10 protein-coding genes are annotated in these 13,257 nt (G+C 72.6%); 4 read left to right on the top strand and 6 right to left on the bottom strand.

Translation table 11 applies throughout. From position 1 onward, the window contains the following. Window positions 1-26 precede the first annotated feature (26 nt). Window positions 27-593: an RNA 2',3'-cyclic phosphodiesterase gene (gene thpR / locus ACFP3V_RS00355; protein WP_380578339.1), complete on the bottom strand. Its 567-nt coding sequence runs from the start codon at window positions 591-593 to the stop codon at window positions 27-29. 61 nt (window positions 594-654) lie between these two features. On the opposite strand from thpR, the gene ACFP3V_RS00360 reads away from it, so the two are divergent. Further along, a complete protein-coding gene (locus ACFP3V_RS00360; protein WP_380578341.1) occupies window positions 655-1,254 on the top strand; it encodes a GNAT family N-acetyltransferase in 600 nt (199 codons plus the stop codon). Here ACFP3V_RS00360 and ACFP3V_RS00365 read toward each other — a convergent pair. The 4 genes from ACFP3V_RS00365 to ACFP3V_RS00380 all read right to left on the bottom strand — a co-directional run bounded on the left by ACFP3V_RS00365 (window position 1,241) and on the right by ACFP3V_RS00380 (window position 5,561). Continuing rightward, the gene (locus ACFP3V_RS00365; RefSeq protein ID WP_380578365.1) at window positions 1,241-2,527 is read right to left on the bottom strand and encodes an MFS transporter; all 1,287 of its coding nucleotides are present in this window, start codon (window positions 2,525-2,527) and stop codon (window positions 1,241-1,243) included. The two genes, ACFP3V_RS00360 and ACFP3V_RS00365, sit on opposite strands and share 14 nt — an antisense overlap. Window positions 2,528-2,623: 96 nt before the next feature. Further along, window positions 2,624-3,058, bottom strand: a complete 435-nt coding sequence (locus ACFP3V_RS00370) for a MarR family winged helix-turn-helix transcriptional regulator (RefSeq protein ID WP_380578344.1) — start codon at window positions 3,056-3,058, stop codon at window positions 2,624-2,626. Window positions 3,059-3,099: 41 nt separating this feature from the next. Next, window positions 3,100-3,975 carry a hypothetical protein gene (locus ACFP3V_RS00375; RefSeq protein WP_380578346.1) on the bottom strand — a complete coding sequence of 292 codons (876 nt, stop codon included), beginning with the start codon at window positions 3,973-3,975 and terminating at the stop codon, window positions 3,100-3,102. A gap of 125 nt (window positions 3,976-4,100) precedes the next feature. After that, window positions 4,101-5,561: an NCS2 family permease gene (locus ACFP3V_RS00380; RefSeq protein ID WP_380578348.1), complete on the bottom strand. Its 1,461-nt coding sequence runs from the start codon at window positions 5,559-5,561 to the stop codon at window positions 4,101-4,103. 322 nt (window positions 5,562-5,883) lie between these two features. On the opposite strand from ACFP3V_RS00380, the gene ACFP3V_RS00385 reads away from it, so the two are divergent. The 3 genes from ACFP3V_RS00385 to ACFP3V_RS00395 all read left to right on the top strand — a co-directional run bounded on the left by ACFP3V_RS00385 (window position 5,884) and on the right by ACFP3V_RS00395 (window position 10,032). Beyond that, window positions 5,884-6,144 (top strand): DUF2530 domain-containing protein, encoded by a 261-nt coding sequence (locus ACFP3V_RS00385; protein WP_380578350.1) that lies wholly within the window; start codon window positions 5,884-5,886, stop codon window positions 6,142-6,144. 10 nt (window positions 6,145-6,154) lie between these two features. Next, on the top strand, window positions 6,155-8,506 hold the full coding sequence (locus ACFP3V_RS00390; protein ID WP_380578353.1) for an HAD-IC family P-type ATPase: 2,352 nt from the start codon (window positions 6,155-6,157) through the stop codon (window positions 8,504-8,506). A gap of 65 nt (window positions 8,507-8,571) precedes the next feature. Further along, on the top strand, window positions 8,572-10,032 hold the full coding sequence (locus ACFP3V_RS00395) for a DUF2079 domain-containing protein (protein WP_380578355.1): 1,461 nt from the start codon (window positions 8,572-8,574) through the stop codon (window positions 10,030-10,032). Window positions 10,033-10,379: 347 nt separating this feature from the next. Here the strand turns inward: ACFP3V_RS00395 and ACFP3V_RS00400 are convergent. Next, window positions 10,380-13,257, bottom strand: a 2,878-nt coding sequence (locus tag ACFP3V_RS00400; RefSeq protein WP_380578357.1) for a molecular chaperone Hsp90, incomplete at its 5' end; no start/stop codon positions are given.

The following is a 13,257-nucleotide window of genomic DNA, read 5'->3' on the forward strand; positions in this document are numbered from 1 at the left end:
ACACACCCCGCCCACCGCGCTCCGCGCTACCGGTCCGCCTTGCCTTGCGCGCGCAGGGGCCACTCCCCGACGGACTCGTAGTGGGCCGGGCCCGCGCCGAGGTGACTGCGCATCAGGTGCAGGGAGCCGACGGTCCACGGGTCGCCGGTGAAGCCGGCGAGCTCTCCGGCCAGCGGCCGCAGGTCGGCCCGACGGGCGCCTGCTCGGGCCAGCGTCAGATGGGGGCGGAAGGGGCGGGCGTCGATCTCGATGCCGCTCTTGACGGCCGCGTTGGCGACGCCGTGGGCCAGCTGGCGCAGGGCGCGGACATCGCCGTCGACGCCGGCCCAGAGGGCGCGGTCGCCGAAGTGGCCGCCGCCGTGGAGGCGCAGCAGGTGCTGCTCGTGTCGGTGGGCCAGACGGGCGAACCGGGCCTCCAGGCCCGGCAGCAGTTCGGGGTCGACCTGGCCGAGGAAGGCGAGGGTGAGGTGCCAGCTCTCCACGCCGGTCCAGCGCAGCCCGTCGGCGCCCGGGAAGGCGTGCAACCGGCGCGCGGCGACGGCCAGTTGGTCCAGCGCCGACTGCGGCGGGAGCACGGCGACGAAGAGTCTCATCGCGGCAGTGTCCATGACGGCCCCTTCTCCCGGAAGCGGTTGGGCACGTAGAAAAGATCACATGAACCTGGACCACGCGGAAACCACGGCGGAGACGGCGGCGCAGACCGGTTCGCCCCGCATCCGGCTCGCCCACCCGCAGGACCTGCCCAGGGTCCTGGCCCTGATGGACGGCATCATGGACTGGCTCGTCGCGCAGGGCCGGACGGGGCAGTGGGGCAGCCGGCACTGGTCGGAGACGCCCGCGCTGGTGGAGCGCGTCGAGGGGCGGATCGCTCGGGGCGAACTGCGGGTGGCGGAGATCGACGGGGAACTGGCCGGCGTGGTGTCCGTCTCCGAGCAGGCGGCCGACTACGTGAGCCCCGCGCCCGAGCCGGAGCTGTTCATCAACCTGCTGGCGACCGAGCGCCGGTTCAAGGGTTCCGGCGTCGGCGCCGCGCTGCTGGCGGAGGCCCGCGCCGAGGCGCGGCGGCGCGGGCTTCCGCTGCTGCGGGTGGACTGCTACGCCGGTGACGACGGCAAGTTGAAGGCCTGGTACGCGAGCCAGGGCTTCACCGAGGTGGAGCCGTTCGTCGTCCGGCGCGAGGGGCGCCCGGACTGGCCGGGCATGCTCTTCGCGGAGGAGGTCGACCGCGACGGACGGGGCGTCAGCTCGCCCTGACCACCTGCACCTCGCCCCGGGGCTGGCGCTCTCGCTGGCGGGGGACGAAGACCAGCGCGTGCTCCTGCCAGTCCAGCCGCAGCCGCAGGTTGCCGATCCGGGCGAGGACCAGGCCGACGGCGGCGGCCGCGATCGCGGAGACCAGACCGCAGGCGACCAGCCCGACCCTGGGGCCGAACTGCTCGGTGACCCAGCCCACCAGCGGGGCGCCGAGCGGGGTGCCGCCGGCGAAGACCATCATGAACAGGCTCATCACCCGGCCCCGCATCTCCGGCGCGGTCCGCAGCTGCACCAGCGCGTTCGAGGCCGTGTTGAAGGTCAGGCCGAGCAGGCCGACCACCGTCAGCACCGCCGCGAACAGCCAGAACCAGGGGGCGGCCGCGGCCGTCGCCTCCAGCACGCCGAAGCCCAGCGCCGCGCCGACCAGCAGCCGCAGCCGGGGGCGCGGGCGGCGGGCGGCGAGCAGCGCGCCGACCAGGGAACCGGCCGCCAGAGCGGTGTTGAGCAGGCCGTACATGCCCGGGCCGACGTGGTACACCGAGTAGGCGAAACCGGACAGCACGGTCGGGAAGTTGAAGCCGAAGGTCCCGATGAAGCCGACCAGCACGATCGGCCAGATCAGGTCCAGGCGTCCGCCCACATAGCGCAGCCCGGCGCGCAACTGGCCCTTCTCACGCGGCACTCGGGGGCCGCGTCGCAGCTCGCTCGCGCGCATGGCGAGCAGGCCGAGGATGACCGGCACGAAGGACACGGCGTTGACCGCGAAGGCCCAGCCCGCTCCCACGGCGGCCATCAGCACGCCGGCGATGGCCGGACCGATCAGCCGCGCGGTCTGGAAGTTGGCGGCGTTGAGGCTGACCGCGTTGCCGAGGTCGGCCTTGCCGACCATCTCGACGACGAAGGTCTGCCGGGCCGGGTTGTCGACGACCGTGACCAGGCCGAGCAGCAGGGCGAAGACGTAGATGTGCCAGACCTGCACGGCCCCGGACAGGGTGAGGCCGGCCAGCGCGGCGGCGAGGACGCCCATCGCGCCCTGCGTGGCCATCAGCAGCTGCCGCTTGGGCAACCGGTCGGCGAGCACTCCGCCGACGAGGCCGAAGAGCAGCACGGGCAGGAACTGCATCGCGGTGGTGATGCCGACCGCGAGGGTGCTGCCGGTGAGGCTCAGCACCAGCCAGTCCTGGGCGATGCGCTGGATCCAGGTGCCGGAGTTGGACAGGACCTGTCCGGCGAAGAAGTAGCGGTAGTTACGGTTGTGCAGCGCGGCGAACATGCCGCGCCTGCGTTCGTCGGGGTCGGTGGTGTTGGTCGTGGCTCCGTCGGTCGAAGGCAAGATTGCTAAGTCCCCTGATCGGCTGTCAGTTACTGCTCAGAGTTGCGCCAGGCGCTCCAGCACGGGTGCGGCCGCGCGCAGCACGGCCCACTCCTCCTCCGTCAGGCCGGAGGCGAGGTCGGCCAGCCAGGCGTCGCGCTTGGCCCGGCTCTGGTCGAGGATCGCCTCGGCCTGCTCGGTGCTGCTGACGACGACCTGCCGGCGGTCCTCGGGGTGCGGCTCGCGTCGGACGAGCTGCTTCTCCTCGAGCATCGCGACGATGCGGGTCATCGACGGCGGTTGCACGTGCTCGCGCCGCGCCAGCTCCCCCGGGGTGGCGCTGCCGCACCGGGCGAGGGTCGCCAGCACCGACATCTCGGTCGGGCTGAGCGACTCCTCGACCCGCTGGTTCTTCAGTCGCCGCGAAAGGCGCATCACGGCGGAGCGCAGCGTGCTGATGCACGCGGCATCGCGCTCGGACAACTCAGGCATGTTGTTTAGACTAGCTCATTACCTTCGCTAACGAAAATGCTTTACCGCACCACCCTCAGCACCAGGGGTGCGCTGTCGTTGCGCGGGTTCGGGTCCAGGTAGTTCGGGGCCAGGAACCGGACGGGGATCCGGAGCACCTTGCCGCGGGCCGCCGGGTGGACCACCCAGCGGAAGGTGAAGACCACGCTGTGGCCGGGCAGGATCGGCGCCGCCACCCCGCAGTCCCACTCCCCCGAGTCGGAGGAGCAGGCGGCCGGGAACGCGCCGACGGGCTGGAAGCCGCTCGGCAGGTTCTGCGTCAGGTCGAAGTACGCCCGGGGCGCGACGGCACGGTAACGGCCGTGGTTGGTGACGACCAGCCGGGTGACCACGGGGGCGGCCCCGGGGTGGAGCGGCTGCTTCGGCGTGATCCAGCTCAGCCCGAAGTCGGAGCCGGCCTTGACGAGCAGCCTCGCCCTGGCGGTGTTGTCGGCGGGCGTCGGGTCCACCGCTCGGCCGATGGACGCCGCCGCCGTGATGCTTTCGACCGTGCCGGGCCGGATCCCGCGGGAGACCTGGACGTGCAGCTGGGAGCCGGCCCATCCGCTGCCCGGGTAGGAGGGGCACCACACCGTGCGGTGGTCGGCGGAGGAGCGGCAGTCCGGCGAGTTCTGGTCGTGGAGGTAGCGCAGGCCCCGCGGCAGGTGGACCACGACGGCGAAGTGGCCGAGCGTGCCGCGCAGCAGCTGGGTCTCGGCGTCGAGCAGCAGCACCTTGCCGGGCGCGATGCGCGGGGTGTCCAGCGTCAGCGTGGTTCTCACGTCCACCCGCGGCGCGGCCGCAGAGGCGGACGCGGCCCCGGTCAGGACGAGGCCGAGCACGCCGAGTCCGGCAAGGGCGGCGCGGACGGCGTTTCTGACGGTCCGTCTTCTGTGCATGGGGTGACCTCTCTGTGAACCTCCTGTGTCCACGGAGACCTGCGGGTCCCGGCCCTGGTTGCACACGGACGACGAAGCCCGCCAGAACTACGCCAAGTCGCGTAGTTCCGGCGGGCCTTGTCGGACTACTGGGCCAGGCCCAGCGCCGGCATCAGGTAGTAGAAGGCGAACACCGCGGCGACGACGTACAGCGGCAGCGGCACGTCCTTGCCCCGGCCGACGGCCAGGCGCAGCACGCAGAAGGTGATGAAGCCGAGGCCGATGCCGTTGGTGATCGAGTAGGTGAACGGCATCATCACCATGGTCACGAAGGCCGGGATGGCGATGGTGAAGTCCGACCAGTCGATCTCGCGGATGCCGCCCGCCAGGATGAGGAAGCCGACGACGAGCAGCGCGGGGGTGGCCGCCTGGCTGGGGACCATGGTGACCAGCGGCGTGAAGAACAGCGCCACCAGGAACAGCAGGCCGGTGACGATGCTGGCGAAGCCGGTGCGCGCGCCCTCGCCGGCGCCCGCGGTGGACTCCGCGAAGCAGGTGCCCGCGGAACTGGAAGTGGCGCCGCCGGTGATGGTCGCGATGCCGTCGACCAGCAGGACCCGGTTCATGCCGGGCAGGTTGCCCTGCCTGTCCGTCAGGTGCGCCTCGTCCGCGACGCCCATGATCGTGCCCATCGCGTCGAAGAAGCAGGACAGCAGCACGGTGAAGACGAACAGGATGCCGGTGAGCACGCCCACCTGGGAGAAGCCGCCGAACAGGCTGACCTTGCCGACCAGGCCGAAGTCCGGGGTGGACACGATGCTGTGCGGGAAGGACGGGGCGGTCAGGCCCCAGTTCGCGGCTGGGATGTGCGCGATCTTGTCGACGACGACGGCCACGACGGTGGCGACCACGATGCTGATCAGGATCGCGCCGGGCACCTTGCGGACCAGCAGGATCAGGGTGAGCAGCGTGCCCAGGATGAAGATCGCGACCGGCCATCCGGTGAGGTGCCCGCTGCCGCCCAGCTGGATCGGCACGGTGGTGTGCGCGGCGTCCGGGATGCGGGAGGCGAAGCCGCCGTCGACCAGGCCGATCAGCGCGATGAAGAGGCCGATGCCGATGGCGATGGCCTTGCGCAGCCCGAGCGGCACGGCCGCCATCACCCGCTCCCGCAGGCCGGTGGCCACCAGCACGATGATCGCCAGACCGGCCAGGACCACCATGCCCATCGCGTCCGGCCAGCTCATCTTGGGGGCGAGCTGGAGGGAGACGACGCTGTTGACGCCGAGCCCGGCGGCCAGGGCGATCGGGACGTTGCCGATGACGCCCATGAGCAGCGTGGTGAAGGCGCCGGTGATGATCGTCGCGGTCACGAGCTGCGGGTAGCCGAGGTGGTGCCCGAACTTGTCCACACCCGAGGAGAGGATGATCGGGTTCAGCACGATGATGTAGGCCATCGCGAAGAAGGTGGCGATGCCGCCCCGGATCTCACGGGCGAAGCTGGACCCGCGCTCGGAGATCTTGAAGAAGCGGTCGACGGCGTTGCGCGGTGGGGTGCCGGTCGGCTCGGCGGACGTGGTCGTGGCGGCGTCGGCCAGCGAAGACATGCTCGGGTCCTAGGGGGTCGAACTGCGGCGTGCTGCGCATGCCGAAGCAAGCCGACACGCCGTAGGGATAGAACCATTGTGCAATACACAAAATGTTTCAGCCATCTACGCACGTAGATTGTGCGAACCTACAGGGGACCCTGCGGGGCGCGAGGATCCCCCACCCTTCGGGCGGGAGGTGCCCCCCCGGAAGCAACCCACCGCCCCGGGAGGTTCGTCCCGCACACGGGGCCGGACCTCCCAGGGTGGTGGGCTGTTCGCGGGGGCGCCTCCCGCCCGAAGGGTGGGGGGTGCTCGCGCCCCCGCGGGTAGCCTGTGGGGCGTGAAGACGACGAAACTGCCCTCCGCGCCCCCTCTCGAGGTCGACGCCGTGCCGATCGTCACCGGGGGGACCGTGCTGTGGCTGGTCGGGTTCCTCGTCCTGCTGCCCTTCCACAGCAGCATGTCCGCGCACGGGCGCGGCGACTGGCAGTGGATCTGCCTGGCCGGCTTCGCCCTCGGGCTGGTGGGCATCTGGTACACCCGGGCCCGGCGGGACGCCATCCGGCGCGCCGAGCAGGCCGAGGTGGAGGAGCCCGCCTAGGGTCGGTGCCATGGGCACCAGCACCAGCGCACCCGGCCTGACCAGCGGTGAGGTGGCCGAACGGGTCGCCCGGGGCGAGGTGAACGACGTACCGGTGCGGTCCAGCCGGTCGACCCGGGAGATCGTCCGGGCCAACGTCCTGACCCGGTTCAACGCCATCATCGGCACGCTCTTCGTCGTCATCCTGGTCGTCGGCCCGATCCAGGACGGCCTCTTCGGGTTCATCATCGTCGCCAACACCGGTATCGGGATCGTCCAGGAGCTGCGTGCCAAGCGCACCCTCGACAACCTCGCCGTGATCGGTGAGGCGCGGCCCCGGGTGCGTCGCGACGGGAGCAGCCGGCCGGTGGCCAACAGCCAGCTGGTGCTGGGGGACCTGGTCGAGCTCGGCTCCGGCGAGAAGATCACCGTGGACGGCGAGGTGGCCGAGGCCGAGGGACTGGAGGTGGACGAGTCCCTGCTGACCGGCGAGGCCGACCCCGTGCTCAAGCACCCGGGCGACCCGGTCCTCTCCGGCAGCTTCGTGGTGGCCGGAAACGGCGCCTTCACCGCCACCCGGGTCGGGGCCGCCGCCTACGCCGCCCGACTCGCCGAGGAGGCGAGCCGGTTCACGCTCGTCAGGTCCGAGCTGCGCAGCGGCATCGACACCATCCTGCGCTACATCACCTACCTGCTGATCCCGACCGCCCTCGGCCTGATCCTCAGTCAGCTCTACGTCGAGAACCAGGACATGGCCGAGGCGGTCCGGCGCATGGTCGCCGGGATCGTGCCGATGGTGCCGGAAGGGCTGGTGCTGCTCACCTCCGTGGCCTTCGCCATCGGAGTCGTGCGGCTCGGCCGCCGCCAGTGCCTCGTGCAGGAGCTGCCGGCGATCGAGGGACTGGCGCGGGTGGACACCGTCTGCCTCGACAAGACCGGCACGCTCACCGAGGGCGGCATGGACGTCGAGCGGGTCGTTCCGCTCGACGGTGCCGACACAGCCTTCGTACGGCAGGCGCTCGGGGCCTTCGGCAGCTCCGAACCGAAGCCCAACGCCAGCCTCCAGGCCGTGGTCGACGCGTACCCGGCACCCGCGGACTGGCGGGTGGCCGGGACCGCGCCGTTCTCGTCGGCCCGCAAGTGGTCGGGGGCCGAACTCGTCGGCCCGGACGGGGAGCAGGCCACCTGGCTGCTCGGCGCGCCCGATGTGCTGCTTCCGCCGGGGGACCCCGCGCTGGAGCAGGCCGACGCGCTCGGCGCGCGAGGGCTGCGGGTGCTGCTGCTCGGCCGGACCAAGAACCCGCTGGCGGACCCGGACCCGGGGCTCGGGCTGGAGCCGCAGGCGCTGGTCGTGCTGCGGCAGCGGGTCCGACCCGACGCCGCCGACACGCTCGCCTACTTCGGACGCCAGCAGGTCGCCGCCAAGGTCATCTCCGGGGACAACGCCGTCTCCGTGGGCGCGGTGGCCGCCTCGCTGGGCCTGCCCCGCGCCGAGGACCCGGTGGACGCCCGCACCCTGCCCGAGCCGGCCGCCGACCCGGAGGGTCTCGCCGACCGGGTCGAACAGCACTCCGTCTTCGGCCGGGTGACGCCGCAACAGAAACGGGACATGGTCGGCGCGCTCCAGTCGCGCGGCCACCACGTCGCGATGACCGGCGACGGCGTCAACGACGTGCTGGCGCTCAAGGACGCCGACATCGGCGTCGCCATGGGCTCGGGCAGCGAGGCCACCCGGGCGGTCGCGCAGATCGTGCTGCTGGACAACCGCTTCGCCACGCTCCCGCTGGTGGTCGCGGAGGGCCGCCGGGTCATCGGCAACATCGAGCGGGTGGCCAACCTGTTCCTGGTCAAGACGGTCTACTCGGTGCTGCTGGCGCTGGCCGTCATCATCTGCCGGGTGCCGTACCCGTTCCTGCCCCGGCACTCGACCGTGCTCAGCGGGCTGACCATCGGCATCCCCGCCTTCTTCCTGGCGCTGGCCCCGAACAACGAGCGCGCCCGGCCAGGGTTCGTGCGGCGGGTGCTGCGCTTCGCCGTCCCGGCCGGGGTGATCGCCGGAGCGGCGGCGTTCGCCGAGTACCTGGTGGCCCGGGCCGACCACGCGACCGGCAAGGTCGCCGACACCAGTGCGACGACGCTGACCCTCTTCCTCGTCGCGCTGTGGGTGCTCGCCATCATCGCCCGCCCGTACACCTGGTGGCGGGTGCTGCTGGTCGCGGCGATGGGGGCGGGCTTCGGGCTGGTCCTGGTCGTGCCCTGGCTCAAGCACTTCTTCGAACTCGACCTGGCGGGCTGGCACGACCCGTGGACCGGTGTCGGGATCGCGCTCGTCGCGGGCCTGCTGCTCGAGATCTCCTGGCGGTTCGTCAAACTCCGCGGCTGACTTCTCCACGAGACCTCCCCAGCAGGACGACATCCGCACACGGGTCCGGCCGGTACCTTGCCGCCATGTCGACCACCGGTACCGCTGTTACCGCACCCGTGGAGCGGACCGCGTCCGCGTCCCGGCACAGACGCCTCGTCCCGAAGCCGGGCACCTGGCCCTACCTGCTGCTGGGGCTGGTCTTCCTCGCGCTCTACGCCGCCATGGAGATCAGCCGCTACCTGCACTACACGTCGATGTCCTGGGACACCGCCATCTTCGTCCAGGAAGTGCGCGACTACGCGGAGTTCAAGGCGCCGATCGTCCATGTCAAGGGCGCCGGCTACAACATCCTGGGCGACCACTTCAGCCCGGTCCTCGCGGTGCTGGCCCCGTTCTACAAGGTCTTCCCGAGCCCGCTGACGCTCCTGCTGGCCCAGTCCGTCCTCTTCGCCTCCTCGGTGACGATCGTCTCCGCGACGGCGGCCCGGCTGCTGACGCGGGCCAAGGGCCACGCCATCGGCGTGGCCTACGGCCTGTCCTGGGGCGTGCAGCGGGCGGTGGACTTCGACTTCCACGAGATCGCGTTCGCGGTGCCGCTGCTGGCGGTCGTACTGCGCAACGTGCTGCTGCGGCGCTGGTACCGGGCCACCTTCTGGGCGCTGCCGCTGGTACTGGTCAAGGAGGACATGGGCCTGACCGTGGCGGCGATCGGCCTGCTGCTCATCCTGTCCCGGCAGTGGTCCCTGGGAGCGCTGCTGATCGCCTTCGGCGCGGGCATGGTGCTGCTGACAGTGGGCGGCGTGATCCCGCACTTCAACGCCCACCACACGTACGACTACTGGAGCAAGCTGCCCGGCGGCTCGGTCTCGGCGATGCCGCTGCTGAGCAGTCTGAAGGGACTGCTCAGCCCCCTGTCCGTCAAACTGGCCACGCTGGGCTGGCTGTTCGGCATCACCGGCTTCATGGCGCTGCGGTCCCCGCTGGTCGTCGTGGCCCTGCCCACGCTGGGGTGGCGGTTCCTCTCCGACAACCACGACTACTGGGGCACGGCCTGGCACTACAACGCGGTGCTGATGCCCGTGCTCTTCCTGGCCCTGGTGGACGCGCTGCGCCGTGGGGAGAAGTCACGGCTCGGCTGGTACCGCAGCTACACCCAGTCCGCGGCGGTGCCGCTGGTGACCGGCGTGGCCCTGGCCCTGTGCGTGGCCCTGCCGGGCCTGCCGATCCGGTCGGTGTTCCAGCCCTCCTCCTACCGGGACACCGCGCGCAGCGCGATGCTGGACCGCGCCCTGGCGGGGATTCCGTCCGGCGCGGCGGTGGAGTCGAACGTGACCCCGATGGCCCACCTGGCCTCCCGCACCGACCTGTACTGGCTGGGCGGCGACCACAGCGCGCCGGACTACGTGGCTCTGGACCTCTCCTACGGCTGGTCGCCTGCGGCGCCGACGGACCTCCCCGGTTACGCCCAGCGTCTGCACCCGGGGACGACCTACCAAGTCGTCTTCCAGGAGGACCAGTTCGTCATCCTGAGGCACGTCAGCTAGCGGCCCCCGCCAGGGGCGCGAGGCTGCGGACAGGTGCGGCTCCGCCGCGTCAGCACGAGCAATCGTGCAGCCCGCCAGGGGCGCGAGGCTGCGGACAGGTGCGGCTCCGCCGCATCAGCACGAGCAACCATGCAGCCCCCCTGGGGCGCGGGGAACTGCGCGAGCAGCCCACCACTCGGGGAGGTTCGACCCTGAGTGCAGGCCGGACCTCCCCGGGTGGTGTGTTGCTCGCGCAGTTCCCCGCGCCCCAGGCGGGGCTGCATGATTGCTCACTCGAAGTCGCGTGCGGCGGACAGCTCGTAGGCCCGGTCGGGATCGCCCAGCAGNAGGCGGGGCTGCATGATTGCTCACTCGAAGTCGCGTGCGGCGGACAGCTCGTAGGCCCGGTCGGGATCGCCCAGCAGGGCCAGTACCTCGAAGCGGCGGTGCCATTGGCCGGCCGCCCAGGCCAGGCCCGCGGCGAGGCCCTCCGGGGTGGCCGCGTGGAGGGCGCCGAAGGGAACGGGCGCCGCGAACTCGTCGGGCTCCAGACCGCCCTCCGTGTCCTCCTCCAGCACCGGGGCCGGGCTGTCCGGGTCCCAGCGCCAGTCCACCGCCGCCTCCTCCCCGTCCGGGCCGACGACGAGCAGTTCCTCGTGCTCCTCGTAGAACTCCGGGCAGCCGGGCACCAGTTCGCGCACCACCTCCGGGACCCGGTGCACCGTGCCCTCGCTCAGCACCCGGCCGCCCGCGATCTCGCTGGCCAGGGAGACGTGCAGCCGCTCCGCGAGCGCCGCGGCCTTCTCCGGAGCGACGGTGATCAGCGGGAACGCGTCCAGCAGTTGCACCAGGTCGGGCGCGTCCGCGATGACCGCGTCCGCCACGTCCACGATCTCGGTGTGCGCCGGGCGGCGGTGGGTCGCCGGGTCGAGCGGGGGCAGGGCGCGGACGTCCTCCGGCAGCGCGATGCGCTCCAACTCCACGTCCGCCAGGGCGGTGTAGATGCCGTGGAGCTGACGGTGGCTCACCGGACGCTCCGGGTCGGTCAGCCGGTAGAGCACGTCGTCCGCGCCGTCCGGCTCCGCCAGCAGCGCGGCCAGCGTGGTGCGCACCCCGAGGGCGTGCAGGAAGGTCTCGTCGAGGGTGGTGCGCGCCTCGTCGTAGAGGCCCCGCAGCAGCGGGTCGGCGCCGGAGGCACGCAGACCGGCGGGGCGGCGGCCGTCCAGGACCGGATGGTCGCGCAGCCACCAGGCGGCGTAGGGCAGCACTTCGGCCGTGCCGCCGTCGGGCAGCCGGAGCCGGACGGGGGTGACCACGGCGTCGCGCAGCGGTGGGGCGGCGAGCAGGGCGAGGGCCTGCGGCCAGGCGTCGTCCGCCACCAGGTCGAGGTCGCGCACGGCCACCAATTCGGCGGCGACGAGCGGGACCGGGAAGTCGTCGCTGAGGTGCGGCTCGGTGACCTCCTCCGCCCAGTCGGCCAGTCCGTCGGGAGCCTCGTCGAGCAGGGCGGTGGGCTCGCCCCCGAGGGCGTGGTCCACCGGGGCGGTGGGGTCGAAGCGCTCCAGGTCGTCCGTGTCCAGCACGGCCTCCTCGGCCCTGAGCAGGGTGAAGCCGTGCGCGACCCCGACGGCCCTGAGGACGTCGGCGCCCCAGCGCTCGACCCAGTCCTCGTCCAGGAAGACCGCGTCCTCCTCGCGTACGACGGCCGCCAAGGGGCTTCCCGGGAGCACGAGTTCACCGGCCGGGGTGGGCTCGCCGTCCTCGTCCTCGGGGAGCGCGAGCCGGGCCAGCCACGGGTACTCGCCGGGGCCGATGCCGGCGGCGCGGACGAGCCGCAGCACGGCCTCGGCGAGGTCCTCGGCCTCCTGCTCGTCCTCCAGATCGGCCGAGGCGGCGACGGCGGCGCGGACCTCGGGAGTGTCCAACACCGCCGCGGGAGTGGCGAGTCCGGCCCCGAGCTTCTCCAGCAGCGGGTGGGCGGCGTCGGGGTGGGCGAGCCGCAGCCCCAGCAGCGCCAGGTCCTCGGCACTGACGTCGCCGTCGCCCGAGGGGACGAGGACGCGGCGCGGGCCGGTGACGGTGCGTCCGTCGACGAGCGGGACGGGGAGCGCACCCAGGGCTTCGGGGTCGGCCCCGGCGAGCGCGCCGTAGAGGTTGCGCCACCACTGCGGCTCGCGGTCGAGGTTGGCCAGCAGGTCCACGGTCTCGGCGAGCGGCACCCGGCGGACGCCGAGCGTGCGCGGCTCCTGGCGGCGTTCCAGGCCCGCGGGCAGCAGGCCCGGCAGCACCTCGCCGAGGGCGCGCACGATGGACGCGTCCGCGCCTTCGAGCAGGACGGAGTCGCGGGGGCGCAGCGCCAGCTCGGGGTCCTCCACGCCCGGCAGGAAGGGGACTTCGGGCAGGCGGTCGAGCACGGCCCGGCGCAGCCGGCCGTCCAGCTCGCCGCCCGGTCCGAGCGGCGCGGGGACGAGCCGCAGCGAGGACAGCGACGCCCCGCGGCTGCGGACCAGTTCGGCATAGGCGTCGGCGGCCTGCGTGACGAGAAAGTCACTGAGCGGCCCGGGGGCGATGTGACGCCGGGTCGAGTCCAGCGGGAAGGAGGCGATGAGCAGGGCGGGCAGGTCGAGTTGCTCGTCGCTCGGCGTGGGCGCGTGGACCACGGGGGCGGTGCGCGGGCGCTGCGGCTCGCCGCGCTCGTCCACGGGGACGGCCCAGGTGACGGACCAGTAGGGGCGGTGCCGCTCCTCGGTGGTGCGGTCGGCGAGCAGTTCGGGGGCGAGGGTGCCGCTGCGGCTGACGATCTGCCAGCGGAAGGCCTGCTCCCGGTCGGTGACCAGGACCTGCTGCGGGCCGTCCGGGGTCTCCTCGGCTGTCGAGCGGGTGAGCCGGCGGACGCTCCCGTCCTCGTGCTCGATCTCCAGCTCGTGCAGTCCGGGGAGGGTGAGCAGCAGGGCGTCGTCGACCTCGTCCAGCAGACGGCGCGTCAGATCCTGTGCGGCGGCGTCGCGCAGGGGCAGCACGACGACGGTCTCGAAGCCGGCCGGCGGCTCGCCCTCGGCGGCGAAGGGCAGGCGGAGCAGCGGCAGGTGCCCGTCGCGGCGGCGCAGCTCGTCGCCCAGCTCGGGCACGGACTCGACCAGCGCGCGGGCCTCGCCGAGGGACCAGCGGACGCCGCCGCTGCGGCTGAGCACGGCGGGCTCGTCGGTGACCGCGAGGACGGCGGAGAAGCCGACGCCGAAGCGGCCG

Origin of the sequence: Streptacidiphilus monticola (assembly GCF_042658505.1) — a bacterium.
Lineage (GTDB): Bacteria > Actinomycetota > Actinomycetes > Streptomycetales > Streptomycetaceae > Streptacidiphilus > Streptacidiphilus monticola.